Source organism: Opitutia bacterium (assembly GCA_016217545.1).
In the GTDB taxonomy this organism is placed as follows: Bacteria; Verrucomicrobiota; Verrucomicrobiia; order Opitutales; family Opitutaceae; genus Didemnitutus.
The window spans coordinates 567,940-593,583 of record JACRHT010000017.1 but is presented as its reverse complement, the minus strand read 5'-3'; the positions used below and the strand labels follow the sequence as shown (position 1 = coordinate 593,583).

The window sequence follows — 25,644 nt, the reverse complement described above, 5'->3', positions numbered from 1 at the left end:
CGCGGCTTACTTGCCGGCCTGTCTCGGCGCGCGCTGATCGGCACCGTTCTGGTGCAGCACCACCGCGACCACGCGGCCGTCGGCATCGCGCTCGAACGTGAGCGCGGCGTCCACGATGTCGTAGACGAAGTGGTCGGGTTTCGTGTTGTGCACGGGGAAGGTGGGCTGGCCCGTCAGCTTCACGGTCAGCGTCGTCGTGCGTTGGCCGACACCCACCTCGAACACGGTTCCCGGCGCCAGTTCGTAGGTGCCGGCGTATTCCCGGAGCTTTTCCACCGGGAGGAAATTCACCACCGGGGCATCCGCCGTGCGCTGCGCCGGGATCTCGCGTCCGTTTTGGTGCAGCGTGATTGACGTCACCTTACCATCGGCGCTGCGGGCGAACTGGAACTGCGCGGCCACGGCCTTCGCCGCGAAACGATCGTTCCCGAGATAGTTCACCGGCAGAAACGCCTGACCCGTGAGCCTGATGCGCAGCTGACCTTGCTCGTCGAACACCACCGTGAAGCGCGCCCGGGCATCGATGGCGTAGACGCCGGTGAATTTGCGGAGTTCATCCGCAGAGATCGCCACTTCCGGCGTCGGCGCTGATTTCGCGGCGCTGGTGTCGGTCGGTGGACGATGCGCGGCTGCGACCAACGCGGCGGGGTCCGGGTCGTCGTTGTTCAAGAGGACCACGAGCGCCGTGCGCGTGGCGGGCGTGAACTCGAAATGCGAGCGGAAGCCGCCCGTGCCGCCTCCGTGGCTGTAGACGGTGCGCCCGTCGCGCTCGCTGATGAAGATGCCGAGCCCGATCTGTCCGCGCGGCCCCATCGGGGCGCGCGGTTCGCGCGCGATTTTCCATGCGGCCGCGATCGGGCTGTGTTCGTCACACAGTGCCTGCGCGAACTTGGCCAGGTCGGCCGCCGTCGAGCGCAACGCACCGGCGCCGCTCAGCACGCCGAGGTTCCACGGCAACACGGCGACACTGCCCGAGTGTGGCACCGCGAAGCGCGTCTTCTGATCGTCGGTGAGCGCGATGGTGGTGTCGTTCATCGCCAGCGGGCCGGTGATCTTTGTGCGCACGAGCTCGGCGTAGCCGACACCGTAGGCGCGCTCGAGCAGGTGGCCGAGCAAACCCGCGCCGAGGTTCGAATAGTCCGCGGCTTGCGGGGGCGCCTTGGCGGGCTTGAACGAACCTAGAAAATCGTGGAGCTGCGGCTCGAGATAGTCGGCGTAGGGATCGGCCGGAACGAGCGGATGGAGATTGTCGGGCAGCCGCGGCAGGCCGGAAGTGTGCGTCGAAAGCTGGCGCAGCGTGATGGCGGCGACGTTGGGATGAAGGCTCAGGTCCGGTGGCAGATACTTCGTGATCGGGTCGTCGAGGCTGACTTTGCCGTCGAGCGTCGCCTGCGCCAGCAGCAGGCCGGTGAAGAATTTCGTGATCGAACCGATCTCGAACAACACGCGCTCCGGTGCCACACCGGCCGGCGCGGCGAGTTTGCCAAATGTGCTGTAGCTGACGTTCGCGCCGTCGATTTCCGCGCTGACGATGCCGCCGGCGGGGAGCTTGGCCGCAGCGTTTTCGAGCGTCGTCTTCAACGACGCGGCGGGCGGCGGCGGTGCATCGCTGGCAAGAACGGTCGAAGCGAGAATCGAAGCCAGAAGCAGACACGCGGGCAGTTTCATGCCGCGCAACTTGGCTTCGCGGGCGCGAAGCGGCAACGCGGGAAGTGGATGCGCGTGAACTCGCCGGCCGCGTTTGCAAAAATCATGTAGCCGGGGTCGCTGACCCCGGAAAAGGGCTTTCCCGCGGAAAGATGCGCCGGCCGGGCTCAGCGAGCCCGGCTACAGAAACCCGGCTACAGAAATACAGAGTATGCTCTACAGCGTTTTCAGGAAAACGGTAGCCGCTCGCATTCGAGGGGAGGGCGCGGACTCCGTTCCGCGGCGCGACGGCTCTAGCGGTTGAGCCACCAAACGGTGCCGTTCAGCACCGAGGCGAACGATACCCACGCGAGATAGGGCAGCCACAACATGGCGGCGATGCGGTCGATGCGCGCGAACTTCACTCCCGTGATCACGATCGCGGTCCAGAGCACGAGCACCTCGGCAAACGCGAGCCCGGGGCTGCGCAGGCCGAAGAACAGACACGACCACAGAGCGTTCAGAGCGAGTTGTCCGAAATACCATGCGAGCGCGTGCCGCCGCCCCGGCGTCTCCGTGTGGCGCGAGACCCGCCATGCGGCGACCGCCATCAGCACGTAGAGCGCGGACCACACCGGGCCGAAGAGCCAGCTCGGGGGATTCCACGACGGTTTCTGCAGCGTGGGATACCACGTGGTCACGCTGCTGCTCGTGGCTGCGCCGCCGATGCCTGCGGCCACGAACGTGACGATCAGGAATCCAAGCAGAACGAACCAACGCCGGTTAACCATGCGAACAACGTAGCCGGCACTCGCGGATGTGCAACGCGACCGCGCAGAAAGTGGTGCGGGGCGGGCGACGCGGACGCTATTCGATGGGGAACGCGTAGAGCGTGCCGTTGATGCCGCCGATGAGGAGGAGGTCTCCGGCGCGGGCGGGAGAACCGGGGAAACCCCAATTGTAGATGCCGGGCGGATTTGGCGCCGCTAGCCGCCAGACGAGCCGGCCCGTCGCGCGGTCGAGGGCCGCGAGGCCACCTTGGTGTCGGATCATGTAGGGCTCCTCCGCAGCGAGCGCGGCGTAAACGAATCGGTCCGTGACGAGCGGCCGGCCCCACGCGGAGCCGAAGACGTCGGTGCGCCAACGGATGTGTCCGTCGGCGGCATCGAAGCAAGTGACGCGGCGCAGGTCGGACGAGCCGATGTAGGCAGTGCCGTCGTTCTCCGGTGCGGCGACGGCGCTCGACTCGACCCATGAGCCCCAGAAGTCGAGCTTCCAGAGTTGCGCGCCGGTCGCCGGATCGAGCGCTTGCAACACGCTGTCGCGCCCGCCGCTGATCAGCTTGTCGCCCACGAAAGCCAGCGAGCTCGTCACGGGCGCCGGAGATTTCGCTTCCCAGAGCGTTCGGCCCGTCGCGCGTTCCACGGCAACGACGAGGCCGCCGACCGTGCCGAAGAAAACCCGGTCGCCGCGCACGGCGGCGGTGGCGCGAATCGCGCCTTTCGATTGGACGCGCCAGACGCGCTCGCCGGTGTCGGCTCGCACCGCGTGAAAACCGCCGTCGCCGGCGCCGACGTAGAGCACGCCATCAACGAGCATGGGGCGCGGCGCGCGGTGATCGAAACCGTCGTCCGCTTGTTGGATCGGGTCGGGGAGGATGCGCGAGATGCGCGCGTCACCGAGATCGTAGCGCCAGAGTTCCTTGCCGTCGGTGCGGGCGAGTTTGAAGAGATAGCCGTTGTCGCAGACGAAGAACACCGCTTCGTCGGTTGCGAGCGCCTCGCCGAAGATCGGCCGACCGGCCGGAAAACTCCACGCGACCGCACCGTCCACCGTCTTCACGGCCACGAACACGCCGCTCGTCGTGCCGACGTAGGCAAAGCCGTCGTGCACGGCGGGGCCGGCGTAAATCGAGCCCCCGAGCTGGGTCTGCCAGCGCGGCGCGGGGGCAGGTGGCAGGTCGGTGGGAATCGGGGTGTCGACGGGAAGTTGCGCGACTCGTTCGAGAGTGATGTCGCGATGATTGGTTCCGAAGGAGCCGTGGAGCTGGCCGTCCTTGAGCTCGAGGTCGAAGGAATCGCAGCGGTAGCGGTTGCCCGCGCGCGTGACGGTGCCGGGGATGGCTTGGCCGTAGAGATTGAGTTGCTCGAGCGTCAGCGAGAAGGCGAGGCCGCCCGAGGCGGCGCGCTGAAACTCCAGGCCGAGCGCGGAGAAGTTGTTCGTGCGCGCGTCGCCGATGCGACCGAGCCATTTGCCCTCGATGGGGTCGGTGCCGGCGGGCGCGGCGGCGAGCGAGAGCTTGGCGAGCAGCACGCTCGCGAGGACGAGGAGTGACAGGCGCATGAGCCGAGCCAGACACAGGGGTGTTGTCGGGGCAAATCCCGAGCGACGGACGGGGCGCGAAGAACGCCCAATGTCGCCGGTGTCGCGTTGATTGCGCGCGCAGCCGACCCGTCGCTGGTTGGGCGCGGAAACGTCTCTCTCGGCCCCGATCGCTTCCTCACCTCGCTCAGGAGGTCAGCATATACTGGCTGTTTTCGGTGGGCGTCTTCAGCGACACCTGGCCCGAGGAGACCTCGAGGTGGACGGTGCGGTTGATGTTGCCGCCGGTTTCGGTGCGGCGGACGACGTAGCCCTGTTGCGAAAGGTAATCGAGCGTCGCGCGCGTGTTGCGTTCGCCAATGCGGAACGGGTCGGTGCCTGCGATGACGCTGGCGCCACCCGCGACGAACAGCCGAAGTCGCGAGCGCTCGGCGCGGAGGCCGGCAAGGGCCTTGAAAAACGCGGGCAATCCCGTGTCGGCAAACATCGCGGGTTGGCGGGCGGCCTTGTCCGGCGAAATGGAGGATTCCGGCAGCATCAGGTGCAGGATGCCGGCGGCTTTCACGCCGGGATCGTAGGCGATGACGCCGATGCAGGACCCGAGCGCGTAGGTGCTGAGGATCACCTGCGCGTTGTTGGAGACCGCCATGTCGCCGACACCGATGACGACGCGTTGGGCAAACAGCGAAGCGACTGTGGGAGAACCGGCCATGGATCAGGCGGGCACGTCGCGGAAAGAGCGGCTTGCGGGCGCGTTGGTGACGGGGAAAAGCATGGGTGCCGGGCACGAATGCCGGCTCCCTTTGGTTCGGCTCCCGTCAGGCCAACTTTAGGGGATTCACCGGAACCTGGCTATTTCCCGGCCGGGCGGCGGGTAAAAAGGGGACCTCCCGCCCCGTGGCCGTCAGCTTTTCGGCTCGAAACGGCTTGCGGCGCGGTTCTTACGCACGGTGTCGGCCGCGGCGACAACGCCGTTCATGGCGATGTAAACACCCGGCGGCAGCACCTGCAGGGCGCCGATTGCGCAGCCGACGTTGAAGACCGCATCGCTGTCGCGGAACCGGGCCGGTTGCATAGCCCCCGTAAACACGACGGTTTTGTCGGCAAGGCCCTGCAGCTTGGCGGCCGTGGCGGTCATCGTGTCGGTGCCGTGCGTGATGAGAATGAGCTTCTCCGGGGCGGCTTCCACACGGGCGCGGATCAGGGCGCGGTCTTCGTCGGTCATCGCCAGGCTGTCTTTCTGGAGGACCGATTCGACGACGAAGTCGAACGTGACGTTCGAGTCGCGCAGGAGCGGGCCGATCTGGGGCTCGCCGACCTCGTAGGTGCTGGCGGCGTCGAAGTAGACCTTGTCGATGGTTCCACCGGCGGTGATGACACGGAGACGCATGGCCGGACGATGAAGCGGAAGCCGGTCCGGCCGCAAAGATTTTCCGTTCCGCCTTCCGGGCTAAAAGAGCCCGCGGGCCACGCCGGCCAGCCAAGGCGCCGCCGCCAGCACGAGCATCCCGAAACCGAGCAGCCCGCCGCGACGGAGATCGAACTCGGCGAACACGCGCGCCCAGGAGGCGTGAAACAGCCTGCGGCCCACCCATACCTCGAAGGCCAACATCAGACCGAGCCACAAGCCGCCCACGCCCCACGCGGCCGCAGCGCTCGGCGCCGCGAGCCAAGGCGCGGTGAGCCACGCGATGGCGAGGATGAGGGCGGAGCCGGTGAAGACGCCGACCTGCCGCGCGCGATGATCACCGAGCGGGCGGTTAAGGTAGCGCACGCGCAGGCTGCCGTGGACGGTTTCCACCAGCGCGATCAGCGCAAAGATGACCAGGGCTTTCCATGCCATGGTCGGATAGTGCCACAGATGCGCGCGGAATGCTCCGCACTCCTTGCGTCGCGAGTTGGTGGTTGGCGCATGGAAGGTGACGACGGCGCTGAATTTGTGGCACCCGCAGCGCCTGCATTTCCGTTTAATTAGTTGGTCACCTTTCGTGCGGTGGAAGTGCCTCGATGCCTTCCCATCCCGGGTTTTTCCACCGCGGCGCTGTCGGTAGCTGCACCATGGAGAAACCCGCTGTCTTGTCTGGCGATCCCGAGGTGTTGGTCGCCGCGTTTCATTGCCTGTTCGATTGCTTCGGTGCGCCCGCGATGCTCGTGGGGGCGGATAAAGTCGTCCGCGCGGTCAATCCCCGGTTGCTCGGGCTCGCGGGCCGCGAGGCTTCGCACTTCGTCGGGCGGGCGCTCGTCGATGCCGGGTTCGACCTGCCGGACACGGCGCTGGAACTCCTCGCAGGGGGCGACGCCGTCGAATTGCGGTGGCGGTTGGAGCCCGAGAACACCGCGGTCTGGACGGCGCGAGCGTTGGCGGCGGCGAGTCCCGGCAACTTGGCGGTGATGCTGTCGCCGACGCCGCGGGCGATGCGCGACCGGCACGGCGCGTTGGTCGCGGCGCGGAAGACCGGCGAGGTTTTCCCCGTGGAGATCAGCCTCGCGCCGATCGAAACCGTTGGCGGGCGAGTGATCGCCGCCGCGATCCGCGATGTCACGGCGCAACGTCGCGCCGAATCCGCCCGCCAGGCGGCCGAGCAGCGCCTGCGGCAGACCCAGAAAATGGAATCCCTTGGCACGCTGGCCGGCGGGATCGCGCACGATTTCAACAACATCCTGACCGGGATGCTGGGGTTCGTGGAACTCGCGCAGTTGCAGATGCCCGACGGCCACGAGGCGAAAGCCTGGCTGCACCAAACCACGGAGGCCGGGTTGCGCGCGAAGGGGCTCGTGCAGCAAATCCTCACTTTCGGTCGCCGGCAGGAAAGCCTGCTCGCGCCGATTCGCATGCAGAAGGTCGCGGCCGAGGCGCTCGCGCTGATCCGCTCGACCTTGCCGGCGTCGGTGCGGTTGGTCGCGGAGATCGACGACGGTTGTCCGCCCGTCCTCGCCGACGCGAGTCAGCTCTACCAAGTGTTCGTCAATCTCTGCACCAACGCGACACAGGCGCTCCCGCCCACGGGGGGACGCGTGACGGTGCGATTGACGGTGGCCAATCTGACTCCGGAGCAGGCGGCACTGCCCGCCGGCATGCCGGCGGGTGAAGTCGTCTGCTTCTCCGTCGAGGACGATGGTTGCGGCATCGTGCCCGAGGCGCTCGATCGGACTTTCGATCCGTTCTACACGACCAAGGCGCCCGGTCGCGGCACGGGATTGGGTTTGGCCGTCGTGGACAGTATCGTGCGATCGCATCGCGGGGCGGTTACGGTGCGCAGCCGCCTCGGCGAAGGCAGCTTGTTCTGCGTGCATCTCCTCGCGCTCCCGATCGTGCCGCTCGGGAGCGCGGCGCAAAGCCGCAGTGTCGCGCCCGAAGGCGACGGCGAATGCGTGCTCGTGGTCGACGATCAGGCGGAGAGTCGCACGGCGATCGTCGGCATCATCGAGCATCTCGGCTACAAGGTGGTGGAGCACGCGCACCCGCGCAGCGCCCTCGAGGAATTCCTGAAAAATCCCGAGCGGTTCAACGCGGTCGTGACGGACTTCGCGATGCCCTCGATGTCCGGACGCGAACTCGCGCGCCAAGTTCTCGCGCGGGCGCCGCTGATGCCTGTGATGCTCATCTCGGGCTATATCGATCAGGCGGAAGTGGACGACATGCGCGCGCTGGGCGTGCGGGAAATCCTGCGCAAGCCCGTCGCGTTCGGCGAACTCGCGGTCGCGTTGCGCGGGCTCCTGGCGCCGGCGCAGAAATAGCCGGTGGACATGCCGCCGCGCCACGGCGCAGGCGAGCATCGCCTTCGGGCGCAAAATCGTTCTGATGCCTTCGCGTGAGCGCGCGGCCCCATATTCTCTGGATCGTCACCACCCAGTGGCGTGCGCAGGCGTTTGGCCATGCCGGCGATGCGAACGCACGCACGCCGTGGCTCGACGGCTTCGCGAGCGAGGCGGTCAACTTCACGCAAGCCGTCACGCCGCACCCGCTGGGCCCGCAGGCGCGCGCGGCGCTGTTGACCGGCAAATTCTGCCCTGAAAACGGGGTGAGCAATTACTGGGACGCGTTGCCGAAAACGTCGCGCACCGTCGCGCACGCGATGGGCGATCGCGGCTATCGCACGGCGTGGTTCGGCAAATGGCACCTGAGCGAGCGCGACCGCACGGCGCCCTTCGTGGGCGATGTGCACGCGAAACAAATAGTGCCGTCGGACGCGCGCGGCGGCTTTGGGTTGTGGGAGGGATTCGAGGGCGGATTCCTGCTCAACGATCCGTGGCTGCACGGCACACGCTTGCCGGAGCCGAAACACTTCAAAGGCTATCAGGCGGACGTGTTGGTGCACCGCGCGGCGGATTGGCTGCGCGAGCGGCACGACGCGCCGGCGTTTTGCGTCGTCAGCCTCGAGGCGCCGCACCCGCCGTATCACGCGCCCGCGCCGCACGTGCACGAGGCCCGAGCGAGCGAGATCAAGTTGCGCGCGAACGTGCCGCTCGGCGGCGAGATCGAGAGGAAAACCCGCGACGAACTCGCGGGTTACTATGCGCACATCGAAGCGACGGACCGTGCGATCGGGCGATTGCTGGCGGAGGTCGATCTGAGCGAAACCATCGTGGCCTTCACGTCGGTGCACGGCGACATGCACGGCAGCCACGGGCTTTTTCGCAAGGCGTGGCCGCACGAGGAGAGCGTGCGCGTGCCGCTGCTGATCCGAGGTCTGAGGACGGAGAACAGAGGACGGCGCGATGAGGCGCCCGTGAGTCTCGTCGACCTGCCGCACATGGCGGTGGCGTGGGCGGCAGGGCGCGAATGGGTGTGCAAGCGCGACAGCGCGGCGATCTCGATGCCGAGCGCGACAGAGATTCCGCTGCAATGTCCGCACGCGTGGCGCGGCTTTCGCACGGCGCAGCACAAGGTCGTGTTGCGCCGCGAGCCCGACGGTCGCGAGGCGCCGTGGCTGTTCTTCGATCTCGAGCGCGACCCGCTGGAAATGAGAAACCTCGCCGAGGAACCGGCGAGGTCGGAGGAAATGCGGGAGCTGCTGCGGTGGGTGTGAGGAGCCGGCGGGCGCGTCGGTTCAGCGCGGAGCGTCGCCGGGTCGATCGATCTTCAGCGTCGCGATGATCGCTTCCGTGGCGACGAGTGCGCGCTGCATCTCCGCCGGGGTGATCCGCGCCTTGCCAGAGTATCCCATGCTGAAGCAGATCAAGTGGTCGGCGTTCAGTGCGCCGTAGTAGCGGCAAGTGGGAAACGTCAGGGCAAGCCCCCCGTCTGCGAGTTTGAGCTCCTCGCTTTTGAGCGAGGTGGTGGAGTCGATGGCCACGAGGTCGAGCTGACCGATGAGGAGCGCGCGCGATTGGGGCGACACTTTGCGCACGGTGCCGTCCTTCAGTTTCCACTGGCGCTCGTCGACGGTGGTGAGTGCCGCCGCGTCGGGGATGTGGTCCTTCGGAGGTGGAAAATCCGGAGGCAGCTTGCAGACTGAGACCGTCACGGTGAACGACCAGTCGCGAAAGTCCCCTTTCATGTCGTGGTAGTAGGTGGCGACGTTCCTCGCCAGCAGACCGCGCGGGTGGTGGAGGACGCGCGGATCGTCCGGCTGAATCGTCACGGTTGAGGCTTGGCCGCTGTAGCCGAGCGCGAAGGTGGACGGCACTTCATAGCTCACCTCGATACCTTGCACGGAGAACGAGTGGGTGAGATTGGCGGGCGCGTGCCGGGTTGCGGAGTGGCTGGAGGCAACGCAACTGAACATCGCGACGAGTGTTCCCGTGAAAGCGCGCGATAGCCAACGCCGAGGCGGGTTGGACCTTGGTGGTGGGCCGATGTGGGGAAAAATCATGGCGTGTTTGATGCGCGCTGGACGCTGGCGGTGGGCGCGCAGCGGTCAAACTTCGAGGCGTGTGTCGCCTCGATCAGGCCTTTGCGGCGAAATATTTCCGCACCATCGCGTGAAGGTCGTCGAGCTTCACGGGTTTCGGCAGGTAGTCGTCCATCCCGGCGGCGATGCAGCGCTCGCGGTCGCCTTGCACGGCGTTTGCCGTGAGCGCGACGACGATCGGCTGGCGCGTCTTCGGCAGGAGCTGGCGAATCTCCCGCGTGGCAGTGAGTCCGTCCATTTCGGGCATCTGGACGTCCATGAAAACCAAATCGTAGTCGCGTTGCTCGATGGCGCGAATGGCTTCGAGGCCGTTGCTGACCGCGTCGGCTTGGTAGCCGAGGCGATTGAGCAGGTGGAGCGCGACCTTCTGGTTAACGGGGTTGTCCTCCACGAGGAGGATGTCGAGCGGGATGCCGCGAGCGAGTTCGCTGTGCGGCGTGGTGGGCGCCGGGGCGGCGGGCGCGGGGATGGCGCCGCCTTTCATGAGGCGCGAGAGGCATTCGCCGAGGAAGGTCGGCTTGATCGGCTTCGGCAGCCGCATGACGAACGGCTCGGCGCTCTGGCCTTGGCGAACGCCGTCGGACGCGGCGGTGAGCAACACAATGGGAAGGCCCGGCTGGTGCGCGCGGAGATTCTTCACGAGCTCGTCGCCGGCTGTGCCCGCCAGGTCATGATCGATCACCGCAATGGCAGGGCGGCGGTCGGCGGCGGCGGCGATCGCCTGCGTGGCGTTTTCGGCGAGGACGGGAGTGCAGCCCCATTGTTGCAGGCAAGTGACCAGCGCGTGGCGGTTCACAGCGTGGTCGTCGACGGCGAGCACGGTCACGCCGGCGAAATTGAGCACGCGTCCGCCGGTGGGGATTTCTGCGCGCTCGGTTTGAATGTTGAAACGGAAGCGCGAGCCGTGGCCGAGCTTGCTGCTCACGTCGATGGTGCCGCCCATGAGCTGCACGAGGCGATCGCAGATGGCGAGGCCGAGACCTGTGCCGCCGTATTTGCGCGTGGTGGAGGAGTCGACCTGGCTGAACGGCTTGAAGAGCGCGCCCTGGCGGTCGGCGGGAATGCCGATGCCGGTGTCCGTCACGATGAAGTCGAGCAGCACCGTGTTGTCGCCGGGCGTGGAGGCTTCGACGGCGAGCTTCACTTCGATGGTGATGAAGCCGCTGGGTGTGAACTTCACGGCGTTGTTGACGAGGTTCACGAGCACCTGCCGCAGGCGCGTGATGTCGCCCACGATCCAGGTCGGCACGGAGGCGTCGATCGCGTAGGCGAGTTCGATGCCCTTGGCCGCGGCCTGCAGGGCGAAGATGTCGAGCGTCTCCTCGACGCATTGCGACAGCTCGAACGGGTGGCGCTCGAGTTCCATGCGGCCGGACTCGATCTTCGAGAAGTCGAGAATCTCGTTGATGATCGAGAGCAGCGCGTCGCCCGAGGTGCGGATGGTCTGCACGTAATCGCGCTGTTCGGGCGTGAGCGTGGCTTCCATCAGCAGGCTGGTCATGCCGATGACGCCGTTCATCGGCGTGCGGATCTCGTGCGACATCGAGGCGAGGAACTCGGACTTCGCGCGCGAGGCGGAGTCGGCCTCGGCCTTGGCGCGGCGGAGTTGTTGCTCCACCTCCACGCGCGAGGTGATGTCGGTCTCGATGACGATGAAGTTTTCGACCGCGCCCTCGTCGTTCAGCACGGGCTGGAGCTCCAAGTGCACGTGGTAGCGCTTGCCGCTGCGGGCGTGGTGGATGACGTCGGTGGTGATGGCCTCGCGGCGCGCGATGGCGCGCGTGACGCGCTCGACGGCGGTGAGGTCGTCCTCGGGACTGGAGAGCAACTCGACGAACGGGCGGCCGCCGATGTCCTCGAGCGTGTGCTCGGCGAGGCGGCTGAAGCTCTCGTTGACCCATTCGACGCGGCCGTCGGGGCGGGTGATGACGACGGCGTTGTCGGTGCGGGAGGCGACGAGGGAGAGTTTGCGCGTGGCGGCCTGCGAGGCGCGGAGGGCTTCCTGTTGGGATTTGCGGGAGGTGATGTTCTGGCAGGTGCCGGCGATGCGCAGCGGGCGGCCGATGCGGTCGGTGCCGACGCACTTGGCGCGAAGGACGAACCATTCCCAGTTGCCGTTATGGTGTTTCACGCGGAACTCGGCCTCGAAGAGTTCCGCTTTGCCGGCGAGGTGAGCTTCGAGCGCGGCGTGGTAACCCTTGAGGTCGTCGGCGTGGATGAGGCGCAGGAGCGACTCGTGCATCGCCGGCATGAACGCGGCGTCGTAGCCGAGCGAGTTCCAGAAGCCGGCGCTGTAGATGGCGCGGCCGTCGTTGAGATTCCACTCGATGACGCCGATGTGCGTGGCGTCGAGCGCGAGATTGAGGCGCTCGTCGGTGACCTTGAGGCGCGCTTCGATGCGGCGGCGTTCCTCGTTCTCGGCGCGGAGTTGTTCGGAGGTGGATTCGGCGGCGCGCTGGCGGTTGCGGGCGGATTGGGCTAGGTTGACGACGAGGCCGAGCAGCAGGGAGACGCCGAGGCCCGAGGCGAGCGCGACCTCGGGGAGGTATTGGCGATTCGGCGCGACGAACTCGGGGCGCGGGAGGAGTTCGAGCACGACGCGCTGGCCGAGGAGATTGAAGACGGCGGATTGGCGGAGGCGTTCGTTGGAGTTCGCGATGCGCTCGGCGGATTGAAAAACCACGACGTCGCGCGCGGTGGGTTGCGCGGCCTGGGGGTTGAGGAAGCGCGCGGTGAATTCGTAGCGGGACGAAATGTTGAGCCGGTCGTCGATCGCGTCGAAGACCTTGGGCAGGGCGAGTTCGCCGACGATGAAGCCGTCGAAGGTGCCGCCGCTCAGGACCGTGGCGTAGACGGCGAGCGACGGCGGCTGCACGGGCGAGACGATCGGCGCGGCGATGGCGAAGGCGAGCGTCTCGCGCGCGGAAGTGAGGGCCTGCAGGCGCAGCGGATCGCGGCGGTGGTCGAAGGACGCGGCGTCCTCGTTGCCCTCGCGGGGCCAGAACCAGCGGGTGCGGAAATTGGCGTCGACCCAACTGATCGAGCGGTAGGCGGGGAAGTCGGCGGCGTGGGCGCGCGCATCTTTTTCCCAGCTGGCGAGCGGCGTGCCGCCGGAATCCGTCCAGCGCTCGGCCATGCGGCGGAGGTTGTTGATCTGCGCCTCGGTCTCCGCCTTGAACGCGGAGGCGACGGTGTTGATCGTGAGATTGGTGGTGGTGTTGAGGTAGGCGGTTTGCTGGCCGCGCAGCGACACCCAGAAGAGGATCGTGATGGTTGCGCTCGCGGTGACGACGGGGAGCCAGAGCCAGCGCGGGCCGGCTTCGTCGGTGGTCTCGGAGGCATCGCGAGCGGCGAGCAGCACGAGGGCGACGCCGAGGAGCTGGAGCGCGAGGGCGGCTTGTGGGCCGATGTGCGCTTGCGATGCCCAGAAATCGATTTGGGTCAGGCCGATCCGGCCCGCGAGCACGGCGGTAAAGCCGTAGGCGCAGGCGAGCGAGCCCGCGAGCGCGAGCAGCAGCGGCCGGCGCGGGTCGATCCGCACGGTGCCGAGCCAGGCGAGCAGCGCGCCGGTGGCGACGAGGATGACTCCGAGAAACAGCGGGACGCGGCCGATGTTGTTGCCGTCGATCAGCTGGTCGTGGTGCGTGAGGAGGTTTTCCACCTCCGGCCACCACTTCAGGCCCGTGCTCGCCAGCCCGAGAACCGCCAGCAGCGTGGCGACCAGTGCGGGCAGGGCCGAAACGCGCCGACCCGGCAGCACCGCGAAAAGAAAGGGCGAGAGGCCGAGCGCGAAGAAGCAAAAGGCCGCGTTGGCCGGCAGGGGGACGTCGTAGGCGCGCGGTTGCACCCAGTTCACTTGACCGGTCCACCAACCGACCAGCGCCAGACCGCCCAAGACAGCCACGGCCAGGAACGGCAGCAGGTGCAGGTTGCGCAGCAGGGTGGTCGACGTGACCTTCGACATTGAGCCCCAGAACCTACGTGGAGCCCGATGCGGTTAGCAATGAAATAGGTGTTTCTACCTAGCGAACATTTCAGCTGTCGTTCAGTGCAGCTGAGGAGTTATGGCCCGCTCGAGGGCTTGGGCTCGGGGCTGGGCTTCTTTTCGGTGGCGGGAGCGGGTTCGGCGGGCTTTTCCGGCGTGCGGCCGGCACCGCCGCTGCCGAGGATCGAGACCGACCAATTGGGTTTTTGGATCGGGCCGGTCAGGCGGAGATCGAGGATGCTCGCGAGGGGATTGACGACAATGCCGACGACGAACGTGAGCGGGTTCCGGTTCTCCTCGTAGGGTTTGAACTTCGCGGTGAAGTTGAGCGTGCGGTCGCTGAGCCGGTAGTCGCCCTTGCCTTCAATGAGGGCGGTCGGACCGGTGACGCGGATGTCGGGGAAGGTGACGAGGCCGTTCTCGAGTTTGTAGCTGGCGCGCAGCGTATCGAGTTTCAGCGACGAGAAATTCAGGGACAGGCTGCTGAGCACCTGCGACAACAGGCCGAACAGGTGCACCTCGCCGAGTTCCGCGCCGGCGAGTTGGACGTTGCCGCTGCCGACGAAGGATTTCACGTCGTCGGGATTGCCGTTCGCGGAAACGGCGAACTGGAGTTTGCCGCCGCTGGCGCGCTTGAGGAGTTCCTTGTTCGGCGAGACGTTCGCGTCGGTGCCGCCGCGTGCGGCTTCGAACTCATGCATCGCCCGGATGGCGCGCACCATGTCGGCGTTCTCGATGTAGAAATCGAAGCCGAGCTTTCGCGCGCCGGCAGCGGAGGAGTAGGAAGCCTTGGCGGTGCCGCGGCCGCCGGCGACGCCGATGAGGATGCGGTCGAGGCGCACTTCGGGGCCGCTCGCGCCACCCTCGGCCTCGATGCTCTCGAGGGGAAATCCCTCATAACTCAACCCGCCGTTGGCGGCGCCGGTGAAGCGCAGCTCGGGCGAACTCTTGCCGTTCACGAAATCCGTGGCGCCCCAGAAGTGCACGTCGGCGGGCCGGCCGAAGCTCCAGGATTTCAGCAACGTCTCGGCGGTCTCCTTGCCGAGGTGGCGCAAGGTTTCCGGCTCGAGGTTGCCGGCGAGGTCGAACTCGAGGCGGCGTTGCTCGCGCGTCGCGGGGTCGGCGTAGCGCTTGAACCAGCCGCTCGCGCGCTGGGCGCCGCCGGCGCGCTCGACGCGCAGGTCGAAGGCGTGGACGTATTGCGGCCGCAGAAAGACGATGGCGTGCGCGCGCTCGAAATCGGCGCCGAGGACCTTGGCCGTGACCGCTTCGGTGCTGCCGTAGTAGGCGACCTTGGTGACGTTGCGCCAGTTGCCGATCACGTCGACGTCGGCATCGGGCGGAGCGCTCGCGAACGCGAAGTTGGCTTCCCAGAATTTCGGCCACCAATCCGAGCGGAACCAGCCGGAGATCGAGTCGGGTTGGAGCGAGCCGCGCAGGAGGAAGCGGTAGTCCCACGTGCGGAAATTCATGAAGTAGCTGCCGCGGCCGTAGTTCTCCCCGATGCGCGCGATGGCATCGTAGGCGAGGAAGTTGCCGTCGCTGTCGACGTCGATGCGGCCGCGGGCGTGCGTGACTTTCACGCCGCGCGAGTCGAGGCGTTGCGCGCGGACGCGCGACTGCAGCTGCTCGAACTTCCAGCCCTGGCCGAAGAAGACGTCGGCGTGGACGTCGACGGGGTCGCTGAACACGAAATACGGCGCGAGCTTCGGCGTGCGGACGGGCAGCACGGCGTCGACGAGCGACGGCGGCACGCGGCCGTCGAAGTGGAGCTGCGCGATTTGGCGGGCGAGGTCGGCCTCGGCGGAGAGCGCGAAGGCGACGTGGTGCGCGCGGACTTCCAGCGCGGCGCGGATGGGTTTGTCCTGCTCCCAGTTGAGCTGGATCACGGGCTGTTCGACTTGCTCGTTGTAGGCGGTGACGCGGTCGGCGGTGAGCCGCACGACGGCGGAGCGCGGCGGCGTGCCCGAGAGCGGGGAGATTTCCGTGGTGATCAGGCCGCGGGGTTGCTCGATCGCGATTTGATCGTGCACAAGGAGGCGATCGGCGTGGAAGCGGAGGCGCAGCGGGCGGGCCTCCGTGCCGTCGAGCCGCAGCGTGGTGCGCGCGTGGAAACCGGTCGCGGTCACCGGCCAGTTTTCGGCGGAGCGCACGGCGTCGGCGGTGAGATCGAGTTGGGCGACGTGGCCGACGCCGGGGCGGAATTCGATCACGGCGGCGAGGCGCGGGTGTTCGAGCCGTTCGAGTTTCGGCAGCTCACGGACGAGACGCTGACCGTAGCGGAGCGCTTCGCCGATGATTTTGGCGGCGTCGGGCGGCGTGCCGGTGCGCGGGGGCAGCTGGATGTCGCCGCGGGCGGTGACAAGGAGGTTGCCGACGCGAAAGTTCAGCTGGTCGACGTGGACGAGGTTTTGTTCGAGGCGGAGCGTGACGCTGATCTCGCGCAGCACGGGCTCGGCGACGCCGCTGGGCGAGAGGAGGGCGGGGAGTTGGAGCGTGCCGCCGTCGAGGCGGATTTCCTCGGGGGCGTGCTGGCCGGAAAGGTAGGACCAGATGCCCTTGCGCACGTAGAGGGTGCGGCCGGTGAGCAGCGGGTCGTCGAACTGGCGCGAGCGGAGGCGCACGCCTTCGAGGAGGATTTTGCCCGTGGGATCGAATTGCGCGCGGGCGAAGGTGGCGGCGAGGTTCGCGTCGGCGAGCCGCGCGTCGAGCGTGCGCGTGACGAAGGACGGGACGGGCAGCTCGTGCGCGAGTGCGATCCAGATTTCGGCGGCGAGCGTGAGGCTCAGGACGATCCACAACGCCCAGCACGCGAGCGTGCCGGCGCACGACAGGCAGAAGCGCGTGGCGGAGGCGACGTGACCTGGGCGTTGGGTGGACAAGGCGGAAGACGGAGGACGAGAAGCGGAGGGCGCGGGCGAGCGGTGGAGTCGCCGGCGGCGCGGTGGTTCCGCGGGATCAGCCCTTGGGTTTTTCGGTCGGGGCGGGCGCGGCGGGCGGCGGGCCGGGATCGTTTTTGTCCGCGTAAGTCAGGGCGAAGATCGCGTCGACCAGTTCCTGCGGGACTTCGTAGGTGACGCCGCCGAATTCCTCGGTGCCGGCGAGTTGCGTGGTGCCGCCGAGGCGCTCGGTGAGGTTAAGTTTGGACGTGACCGTTTGCGCGTTGCCGCCGGCGAGGGTAAGGGCGACGTCGAGCCGGTAGCGCCAGGCGGGATTGCTGCCGTTGGAGGAGGCGCGCGCGGGATCGAAGGTGTCGGCGACAAAGCGCTTGGCGCGGAGCTTGCGCATCTCGGCGAGGAGCGTGGCGAGGTGCGGGCGCTTGGCCTCGGGCGCGTCGGAGGCGGCGATGCTGGCGGCGGTGAGTTCGCCGCCGGGCGCGGCGTTGAGAGCGATGACGACGGTGTTGGTGGAGAGATCGGTGAGGGTGAGGCCGACGACGTGGGTGCCTTCGGGGAGTTCGCGGAGCACGCGCTGGCGGAAATGCAGCGCGGTGACCGGGACGTCTTCGAGGAGATCGGTGTCGATCTCGTAGACGTAGGGGGCGTTGGCGACGCGGGCGTAGGCGACGCCGGGTGCGGCGGGCTTGGTGCCGATCTGGAGTGTGGCCGAGGAGGCATCGGCGCCGGTAGGGCCGCCGCCGGTGCGGAGGTTGAGGGTGATTTCGCGTTCGGGGCGATTGAAGCCGAAGCTCTCGAGATCGGCGGCGGACGGGGCGTCGCTGAGGAATTGGGTCGCGGAGAGGAGTTTCAGGCGCTGGAGGAAGTCCTGCACGATCGCGGTGTCGGCGGGGATGGTCTGCGGGACCTGGCCGGTGGCGCCGCGGACGACGACTTGCCAGGCTTCGGTGGCTTGGGTGGCGTCGAGGCGTTGGAGGGTGAGTTCGGCGCGGTCGGGCGCGGCGAGCGTGAGCGAGGTGACGTCGGCGAAATCGAAATCGAGCACGTGGCGGTCGCGGAGGGTTTCCTGCGCGCGGGCGAGGCGGTCGAGGAAGCCCATTTGCTCCTTGTTGCTCTGGCTCTGACCGGCGGTGAGGCGGGTCACGAAGACGGCGGGCTTGTCCTCGAGCTTGGCGTAGACTTCGACGGTGCCGATGGTGCCGGGAGCGGGGGCGGCGGAGGCGAGGTTGCCGATGAGCAGGGTTTCGCGGCGGGCGTTGCCGTCGAGCGTGAGGCGGAGCTGCGGGGAGGCGAGGCCGGTCTTGGCGGGGTCGGCGTCGCGCGCTTCGAGAAAGCGGCTGACTTGGAGGCCGGTGAGGGCGGCGATGGTGGTTTCGGTTTCCGGCTTGTTGCCGCGGGTGTTGATGGGGGTCTCGAAAGTCCAGTGCTTCGGGTCGCGGCGGATGCGGACTTTGGCGCTGGAGGTCTGGACGACGAGGGCGCGCACTTCGAAGACGGGCACGGTGAAGATCGATTCGGAGCGGAGTTGCTCGGCGGGGAGGCCGAGGCTGTCGGCGAGCGTGCGGCTGACGACGTGGATGCGGCTGCCGTCGGGAGAGAGGACGTAGAGGCGGTTGGCGGTCTCGGTGCCTTTGCCGATCTTCAGCGCGTAGGATTTGCCGGCGGAGGTGAAGGTGAAGGTCATCACCGGGTCGGCGAGGTCGTAGTCGGCGAGGGAGCGGCCGCTTTTGTCGAGGTCGGCGACGGCGAAGCTGGTTTCGTTTTCGAGGAGCTGGAGTTCGTTGAGGATGCGCGCGACGGCGTGGGGATTGGCGGGCCAGGCGAACGGTTGCGTGACGATCCACGCGCCTTCCTTGTTTTTCTCGATGGCAATGGTGGGGGCGTTGCGGCTGGTGCGGGTGAATTTCTCGATGTTGGACGTCTCGGCGCCGAGCACGCGGCGCCGGGTCTCGAGCTGCGCTTTTTCCGCGCGCCACTGTTCCTCGTAGCGGAAGATGTAGAAGAACAGGACGACGTTCAGGAAAAGGAGGACGACGGTGACTTTGGAGCGCATGGCGAGGGAGCGATCAGCGGTCAGCTTTCAGCAGTCAGCCATAACAGGCGGAGAGTGATGACGGCATTCGCATGGGTTGATTGAGCTGATGGCTGAGAGCTGAAAGCTGATCGCTACGACCGCCTCGTCCAGTAGACGATGAGGCCGAGGAGGGCGGCGGCGCCGGGCACGATGAGGAGCAGACCGAGACGCAGGCGGTCGAGTTCCTCGGTGGAGAGGGCGAGTTGGAAGCGCTCGATGGGACGGGCGGGAATGCTGAGGTAAACGTCGCGGTCGGCGGCCCAGTTCACGGTGTTGAGGAAGAGCATCAGGTTGCCGAGGGTGGCGATGCGGTTGTTGGTGATGAGGTCGGAGGTGCCGAAGACGGCGAGGCGGCCGCCGGGAACGCTGAACTCGAGTTTGGCGGGCTTCACGCGCTCGGCGACGGTGAGGATGCCGAGATTACCCCGGAGATCCTGACCGGGCGTGTAGGCGTAGGGCGGGCGGAGGCGGTAGCCGCGCTCGCCCCAGGCGTTTTCCGTGGTGGCGGCGAGAGTCTGGACCTTGATGCCGTCTTCCATCGGGGCGCCCGGATCGGCGGCGACGGTGCGGGCGGCGCCGATGAGGACGTAGCTCTGGTTGTTGAGCAGGGTTTGGGTGATGGGATGCGGAGAGTAGGTTTTGATCAGCGTTTCGCCGCTCTCAGCGCTGGCGGCGGCGCTGGGGTCATAGATGACGTCGTCGTAGGCGATGATGCCCCAGTCGAAGAGGAGAATATCGAGGCCGTGCAGGCGGCCGGGATTCAGCATGAGGATGATGCGGCCGGCGCGCGTTTGGAGATAGTTGCGGAGCAGTTCCTCCTCGGCGCGTTGAAACGGCTGCGACGGGCCGACGATGAGGAGCAGGGCGGCGTCCTCGGGGATCTTGCGGTCGTGCGCGAGGTCGAGCGCACCGAGGTCGAAGTTGCGCTGGCGAAGCTGGTCGCGGAGTTGCGAGAGGCCGCGCTCGGTGACGTCGTCGGGCTGGGCCTCGCCGTGGCCGAGGACGAAGTAGATTTTTTTGCGGCCGCTGGCGGTGACGTCGAGGATGGCGGCGGTGAGCGTGGCTTCGCCACGGAAGGCTTCGCGCGTCTTGTTGTTCTTGATGCGGTAGAGCTCGTCGATGGTGACGACGCGGCGGCGGTCGCCGGCGGTGACGATCACGGCGTTGGGCTGCTGCTCGATGCCGAGGGCCTGCGCCTGCTTGGGGTTTTGGAAGATGTCGACGAAGTCGACCGAGATGGGCGCGCGCTCGTTGTTGCGGGAGACGAAGACGAATTCGCGGAGCAGCCCGCGGAGGTCAAGGTAGGCTTGGGCGAGTTCGTCGCTCTCCTTGTCGTCGCGGAAGGTGACGTAGAGGTGAACGGGTTTCTCGAGGCCTTCGAGGTAGGAACGCGTCTCGGCCGAAAGAGAATAGCGGCGGGATTTCGTGAGGTCGAAGCGGCCGAAGTGGTTTTGCGCGACGTAATTCAGGCCGGCGAACAACGAGAGAAAGAGCACGGCCTGTAGCAGCAGGTTGATGATGCGGACCCAGCGCGCGGCGCGAAAGCTGTCGGCGAAGTGCATGCGGTCAGCCTTGGAGGAGCTTCGCCTCGACGCCGAGGATGCTGAAGATCAGCGCGAGCACCGAGCCGGTGAGGTAGAAAAACACCTGGCGCGTATCGATGACGCCGTGGCTGAAATCCTCGAGGTGAGTGAAGGTCTGCAGGTTTTCCACCGCGGTGCGCACGGACGCGAAGCCCTCCTGTTGCAGGAGCGGCGTGTTGCCGAGAAAGTAGACGCCGGCGGTGAGCGCGAACAGGGCCGTGAAGCTCAAGATGCCGGCGACGGCCTGGCTGCGCGTCAGCGCGCTCGCGAGGATGCCGATGGCCACGAAGAGCAGGCCGCTGACGGCGATGAAGGTGTAGCCGCCGACCAGCGGGCCCCACTCGAGCAGGCGCGCGTCGCGCGAGTAGTGGTGCAGGATGTAGTGGAAGCCGCCGGTCGAAGCCCAGAGCAGCAGGTAAAGAATGTAGGCGGCGCCGAATTTCCCGAGCACGACTTCGGTCGTCGTTACCGGCGTGGTGAGCAGAGTCTCGAGCGTGCCGAGGCGGCGCTCTTCCGCGAGGCTGCGCATGGTGAGGAGCGGCACCATGAAGTAGACCGGGATGATGAAATACTGGAAAAACTGCTGCGCGGGCTGCTGCTCCTGCGGGTGCGTGCTGTAGTTGTTGAGGATGCCGGCGAAGATGAAACCCATCACGCCGAGGAAGAGCACCGCGGCGACGTAGGTGCTCGGGTTGAAGAGCAGGGCGCGGATCTCGTGGGCGAGGATGGTGAGGAAGTGACGCATGGCGGAGCGGGAGCAGTCAGCGATCAGCGGTCAGCTTTCAGCTTGGGAAAGCGGTGAGGTGCTTGCGGTCGATCGCGGCCAAGAGCGGATGTTCGGGCAATCGCAATCGTCGGCCGGAAGCTGACGGCTGAGAGCTGATCGCTGACACCTGAAAGCTGATCGCTCCGTGCTCATATTTTCGGCAGCGGCGGGCGGCTGGGCGCGGGGGCCGCGGTGTCGGGCGCGCGGGCGTCCCAGCTGCGGCGCGTGGCGGCGAGGAAGACGTCTTCGAGCGTCGGCAACGAACGGCTCAGGGCGCGCAGGCGGTAGCCGCGCGTCGGGAGCGCCTGCAGGAGTTTTTCGCCGAGATCCGCTTCGGAATTCGTCGTGAGCATCACGACGCAGAAACCGTCGGGGGCGCAGTCGCTCACGCTGGCGACGCGGATGGTGGCGTCGACGTCGGCGAGGAGCACGGGCAGTGCGGCGCTGTCGCCGCTGAGTTCGAGGCGGTAGGTCGAGTGGCCGAAGATTTCCTGCCGCAGGTGCGCGGGCGAACCCTGGGCGACGATGCGACCACCGTTGATGATGAGCACGCGGTCGCAGGTGACTTCGATCTCGGGCAGAATGTGCGAGGAGATGATGACGCTCATGCGGCCGCGCAGGCTGGCGATGAGGTCGCGGACGATGAGGATCTGGTGCGGATCGAGGCCGATCGTCGGCTCGTCCATGATGATGATGTCCGGTTCGGCGAGGATGGCCTCGGCGATGCCGACGCGCTGCTTGTTGCCCTTGGAAAGGCGGCCGATGATCTTGTGGCGGTTGCGCTTCAGGTCGCAGAGTTCGAGGACTTCGTCGATGCGGGCGCGGAGTTTGGAGCGCGGCATCTCCTTCAGACGGCCGCGGAACCAGAGGTATTCCGACACGCGCATGTCCTCGGGCAGCGGGTTGTTTTCCGGCATGTAGCCGAGGTGGCGCTTGGTGAGTTCGGGGTGGCTGGCCACGGGGTGGCCGCAAATGCGCACCGAGCCCGAGGTGGCGGGCAGGTAACCCGTCAAAATGCGCATCGTGGTGCTCTTGCCCGCGCCGTTCGGTCCGAGCAGGCCCACGATCTCGCCACGCTTCACGGAGAAGCTGATGTCGTTCACGGCGGTGAGGGAGCCGTAATTCTTGGCGAGGTGCTCGACCTCGATGGTGATGTCGTTGGGTTCTGCCATGCGGCAAAGTGCGGACGCTGCGCCATTAACACGGGCTTTGCGCCCGCATCGCAAGCGTCGAGTCGGCGGTCGCGCACGTCCCGTCGGCCCGGGAAAACCCGGCGGCGAAAGGCGCGGCCGCCACGTCAGACCGCATCCTTGCCTAACGTGACCTCGCCGGCGCGGAACCGTTCCGTCGGACCGGCGTCCGTGCGCACGATGAGCGAGCCTTCGTCGTCGATGCCCATGGCCGAGCCGCGCACGGTGCGGTGGCCTTGAATGACCGTGACGGGCTTGCCGCGGAGCAGGTCGTAACGGTTCCAGAGATCGGCGAAGCGCGTGCGATAGGAACCGTCGATGAACTGCGCGTAGGCTTGCGTGATGCGGCTGATGAGCGCGGCGGCGAAGCGGTTGAGGTCGAGCGGCTCGCCGCGCGCCTCGGCGAGCGAAGTGGCGAGGCGGCGCAGGTCGACGGGCAGGTCGGCGTGGCGGCCGTTGACGTTCAGCCCGAGGCCGAAGACGAGGTCGCGCACCTGGTCGGCGTCGATGCGCGCTTCGGTGAGCATGCCGCCGGCTTTGCGGCCATCGATCATGAGGTCATTCGGCCACTTGAGGCGCGGTGTGAGGCGGCAGAAATTCTCCACGAGCTCGCACACGCTGACGCCGGCCCACAGCGTGAAATCCTGCAGGCGCGCCGGCTCGAGTTGCGGGCGCCAGACGAAGGTGACGTAGAGGTTGCCGTTGGCGGCGCTGTGCCACGCGCGCCCTCGTCGGCCGCGGCCGCGCGTTTGTTCGCGCGCGAGGATGGCGAGCGGCAGGGGCTCGTCGGCGGCGAGGCGGCGCTCGGCTTCGCTGTTGGTGCTGTCGACGGTGTCGAGGCACACGAGGTGCGGCGCGCGCGTGCGGCCGAGGTGTGTGCGGATGAGCGCCTCGTGGAGTTTGTCGGGCGGTGCGATCAGGCGGTAGCCCTTGCGCGGCTCGGACTCGATGACGAAGCCTTCCTCGATCAGTCGCTTCAGGTGGAAGAAGACGGCGACGCGCGTGATGCCGAGTTGTTTCGCGAGCCGGGTGCCGGGGACGAGTTCGCCGGGGTGGGCGAGAAATTCGCGGAGGATGACGACGTCGGTGTCGGACTCAGGCACGGCGAGAAAGTTGGCGCGGCGTTCGCGCGCTGGCAAGCGGCGCTACTTCTTCGCGCCGTTGGAAACGTCGATCACGTGCTGCAGACGCTCGTTCTCTTCGGCGTTTTTCTGCGCTTCGTAGGCGGCGCGCGCGCGGTCGGCGAATGACGGCGAGAGGAAGGGGATGTGCCAGCGGTTCAGCGCCATGTCCAAGGCGTTCATGTTGGCCTCGGCGAGGCGGATGGCCTTCTTCGTGATCTCTTGCTGGCTGAGGGCGTCGTCACCGCGGAGTTCCTGCTGCTTCTTCTCCACGACCTTGTAGTCGGGCAGGTGGACGACGCCGTCTTTCTCCACGGTCTCGGTGTTGCCGGACGGGGCGGCGGCGGCCTTTCGCGCGGCCTCCTCGGCGGCTGCTTTGCGCGCGGCGTCGCTCTTGGCGGCGTTGAATTTCGGGAGCCGGGAAAGGAGCGCCTCGTTGGTGCGGACGGAGGTGGTGGGCGTCGCGGGTTCGTCGGCGCGCGCGGTGAGGCCCGCGAGGAAAGCGGCCGAGGTGAGCAGCGCGAAGAGGTGGCGGGACGAGCGCATCACGGCTCCGACAAGGTTCACTGGTCGCGGTTCAGTCAAACCCGCATTCACTTTCCCTTTTCCTTCGGAAGCTTTCGGAAATCGAGGGCATCGCGCAATTCCTGGGCGGCGCGCGGGTCGAAGGTTTCCACGGTTTTGGCGAGGTCGAGGAAGCGGTTGAACTCCGCTCGGAATTTCTTCGCTTCATAGCGACCGCGGGCCCGAGCGACGAAGGACGGTCCCACGAGGGGAATCGACCAGCGGTTCAGAAGCAGTTCGAGGGTCGTCATGTCGGCCTCGAGGCGGCGCATTTCGCGACGGGTGACGACGTCACCTTTCAGCCAGTCGTCGGGATGGGGCTCGGCGACTTTCTTTTCGATGACGCGATAGTCCGGCAGCAAGACGACGCCTTCCGACGTGACTTGCGGATCCGCGAAAGTGTTCGCGGGCGCCGGCGCGGATTCGGCAGGCGCGCGGGGCTCGAACTTGGGCAACTGCGCTCGCAGTGCGGCCTGGAGTCGCGGCGAAGTGACCGTGGGCGCCGGAGCGTCGGCACCGAGTGCTGCCGGGCAGAAGCTGAGCGCAGCGAGCAGCAATCCGAGAGCGCACCGGGGCGAGTGCATGGACGTTGGGACCGTCCAAACGGAACTCGGTTCGTGCGCGGCGGAAAAATTACGGCTTCCCGAAATCCTCCGCGTGGGCGCGGAGGCGCGGCCAGTGGATGTCGGGGATCGAGGCGCCGAGGTGTTGCACGGTTTCGGCGCCCATGCGCGAGCCGATCGCGCCGGCGAGGGCGAGCGATTTGCCGCGGAGGTAGCCGTAGAGGAAGCCGGCCGCCCACGCGTCGCCAGCGCCGGTGGTGTCGATCACGCGCTCGACGCGGACGGGGAAGATGCGGTGCAGCTCGCTGCCTTGGGCGACCCATGCGCCGTCCTTGCCCATCTTCACGGCGGCGATGCCGCCGAACTGGGCGAGTTCGCGGGCATAGGCGTCGTAGGCATCTTCGCGACGGAAGAGCGCTTTCGCCTCGTCTTCGTTGCCGATGACGACGTCGAGGCCGGCGCGGAGTTGCTCGAAAATCCAATCGCGGGCGACGTTGACGACTTCGAAGGACGCGAGGTCGAGGCTGATCGTGCAGCCGGCGGCGCGCGCGGTGTCGACGACCTTCTGTGCGAGCGCGGGGTTGAAGAGCAGGTAGCCTTCGATGTGCGCGTGGCGGCAGCCTTTGAAATCGGCAATGGTGATCTCGTCGGGGCTGAGCGTCATGGCGGCGCCGAGGTGCGTGCGCATGGTGCGCTGGCCGTCGGGCGTGACCATGGACAGGCAGCGGCCGTTGGGGAGCACGGCGCGCTTGAAGCGCGAGCCGTCGCCGCCGGCGGCGACGAAGTTCTCGAAGTAGTGCTCGGCGGTGATGTCGCCGCCGATTTTGCCGAGGAAGGTGGTTTTCAGGCCGAGCTTGGTGGCGCCGAGCGTGGTGTTCGCCGCGGAGCCGCCGGGCATCATGGCGATGCGATCGCCGAGGCGGTGGAGAAGCGTGACGATGTCGGCGTCGTCGACGAGCACCATGCCGCCCTTGTCGCCGGCGACGTATTGCTTGAGGAACGCGTCGTCGACGTGCGCGAGCAGATCCATGATGGGATTGCCGACGCCGATGAGTTCGAAGGTGTGCGCTGCGGTGTGCTTGGCCATGATCGGAGAAC

The 25,644-nt window shown here is 67.2% G+C and carries 19 protein-coding genes; 2 read left to right on the top strand and 17 right to left on the bottom strand.

Annotation, left to right across the window (positions count from 1 at the left end; genetic code table 11):
- Positions 1–6: 6 nt before the first annotated feature.
- The 6 genes from HZA32_18490 to HZA32_18465 all read right to left on the bottom strand — a co-directional run bounded on the left by HZA32_18490 (position 7) and on the right by HZA32_18465 (position 5,791).
- Positions 7–1,668: a serine hydrolase gene (locus HZA32_18490; protein MBI5426066.1), complete on the bottom strand. Its 1,662-nt coding sequence runs from the start codon at positions 1,666–1,668 to the stop codon at positions 7–9.
- Between the two features lie 272 nt (positions 1,669–1,940).
- Positions 1,941–2,417, bottom strand: a complete 477-nt coding sequence (locus tag HZA32_18485; GenBank protein MBI5426065.1) for a tryptophan-rich sensory protein — start codon at positions 2,415–2,417, stop codon at positions 1,941–1,943.
- A gap of 76 nt (positions 2,418–2,493) precedes the next feature.
- Positions 2,494–3,969 (bottom strand): PQQ-binding-like beta-propeller repeat protein, encoded by a 1,476-nt coding sequence (locus tag HZA32_18480; GenBank protein MBI5426064.1) that lies wholly within the window; start codon positions 3,967–3,969, stop codon positions 2,494–2,496.
- 166 nt (positions 3,970–4,135) lie between these two features.
- Positions 4,136–4,660 (bottom strand): chemotaxis protein CheD, encoded by a 525-nt coding sequence (locus HZA32_18475; GenBank protein MBI5426063.1) that lies wholly within the window; start codon positions 4,658–4,660, stop codon positions 4,136–4,138.
- 192 nt (positions 4,661–4,852) lie between these two features.
- Positions 4,853–5,338 carry an asparaginase gene (locus HZA32_18470; GenBank protein ID MBI5426062.1) on the bottom strand — a complete coding sequence of 162 codons (486 nt, stop codon included), beginning with the start codon at positions 5,336–5,338 and terminating at the stop codon, positions 4,853–4,855.
- Between the two features lie 60 nt (positions 5,339–5,398).
- On the bottom strand, positions 5,399–5,791 hold the full coding sequence (locus tag HZA32_18465; protein ID MBI5426061.1) for a hypothetical protein: 393 nt from the start codon (positions 5,789–5,791) through the stop codon (positions 5,399–5,401).
- 215 nt (positions 5,792–6,006) lie between these two features.
- On the opposite strand from HZA32_18465, the gene HZA32_18460 reads away from it, so the two are divergent.
- Entirely contained in the window at positions 6,007–7,686 is a 1,680-nt protein-coding gene (locus HZA32_18460; GenBank protein ID MBI5426060.1) for a response regulator, read from the top strand.
- Between the two features lie 74 nt (positions 7,687–7,760).
- A complete protein-coding gene (locus tag HZA32_18455; protein MBI5426059.1) occupies positions 7,761–8,978 on the top strand; it encodes a sulfatase-like hydrolase/transferase in 1,218 nt (405 codons plus the stop codon).
- A gap of 21 nt (positions 8,979–8,999) precedes the next feature.
- Here the strand turns inward: HZA32_18455 and HZA32_18450 are convergent, their stop codons facing one another.
- The 11 genes from HZA32_18450 to HZA32_18400 form a co-directional block, all read right to left on the bottom strand.
- On the bottom strand, positions 9,000–9,677 hold the full coding sequence (locus HZA32_18450; protein ID MBI5426058.1) for a hypothetical protein: 678 nt from the start codon (positions 9,675–9,677) through the stop codon (positions 9,000–9,002).
- A 160-nt stretch (positions 9,678–9,837) separates the two neighbouring features.
- Positions 9,838–13,767 carry a response regulator gene (locus HZA32_18445; GenBank protein ID MBI5426057.1) on the bottom strand — a complete coding sequence of 1,310 codons (3,930 nt, stop codon included), beginning with the start codon at positions 13,765–13,767 and terminating at the stop codon, positions 9,838–9,840.
- A 98-nt stretch (positions 13,768–13,865) separates the two neighbouring features.
- Complete coding sequence (locus tag HZA32_18440) at positions 13,866–16,670, bottom strand: hypothetical protein (protein ID MBI5426056.1); 2,805 nt, start codon at positions 16,668–16,670, stop codon at positions 13,866–13,868.
- Between the two features lie 76 nt (positions 16,671–16,746).
- Positions 16,747–18,738, bottom strand: a complete 1,992-nt coding sequence (locus HZA32_18435) for a DUF4340 domain-containing protein (GenBank protein MBI5426055.1) — start codon at positions 18,736–18,738, stop codon at positions 16,747–16,749.
- Between the two features lie 113 nt (positions 18,739–18,851).
- A complete protein-coding gene (locus HZA32_18430; GenBank protein ID MBI5426054.1) occupies positions 18,852–20,321 on the bottom strand; it encodes a GldG family protein in 1,470 nt (489 codons plus the stop codon).
- 4 nt (positions 20,322–20,325) lie between these two features.
- Positions 20,326–21,087, bottom strand: a complete 762-nt coding sequence (locus HZA32_18425; GenBank protein ID MBI5426053.1) for an ABC transporter permease subunit — start codon at positions 21,085–21,087, stop codon at positions 20,326–20,328.
- A 170-nt stretch (positions 21,088–21,257) separates the two neighbouring features.
- Positions 21,258–22,280: an ABC transporter ATP-binding protein gene (locus HZA32_18420; protein ID MBI5426052.1), complete on the bottom strand. Its 1,023-nt coding sequence runs from the start codon at positions 22,278–22,280 to the stop codon at positions 21,258–21,260.
- A gap of 125 nt (positions 22,281–22,405) precedes the next feature.
- Positions 22,406–23,401 (bottom strand): biotin--[acetyl-CoA-carboxylase] ligase, encoded by a 996-nt coding sequence (locus HZA32_18415; protein ID MBI5426051.1) that lies wholly within the window; start codon positions 23,399–23,401, stop codon positions 22,406–22,408.
- A gap of 42 nt (positions 23,402–23,443) precedes the next feature.
- Positions 23,444–23,965 (bottom strand): hypothetical protein, encoded by a 522-nt coding sequence (locus tag HZA32_18410; GenBank protein MBI5426050.1) that lies wholly within the window; start codon positions 23,963–23,965, stop codon positions 23,444–23,446.
- A gap of 47 nt (positions 23,966–24,012) precedes the next feature.
- Complete coding sequence (locus HZA32_18405) at positions 24,013–24,567, bottom strand: hypothetical protein (protein ID MBI5426049.1); 555 nt, start codon at positions 24,565–24,567, stop codon at positions 24,013–24,015.
- A 49-nt stretch (positions 24,568–24,616) separates the two neighbouring features.
- Positions 24,617–25,633 carry an adenosine kinase gene (locus HZA32_18400; protein ID MBI5426048.1) on the bottom strand — a complete coding sequence of 339 codons (1,017 nt, stop codon included), beginning with the start codon at positions 25,631–25,633 and terminating at the stop codon, positions 24,617–24,619.
- Positions 25,634–25,644: the final 11 nt, after the last annotated feature.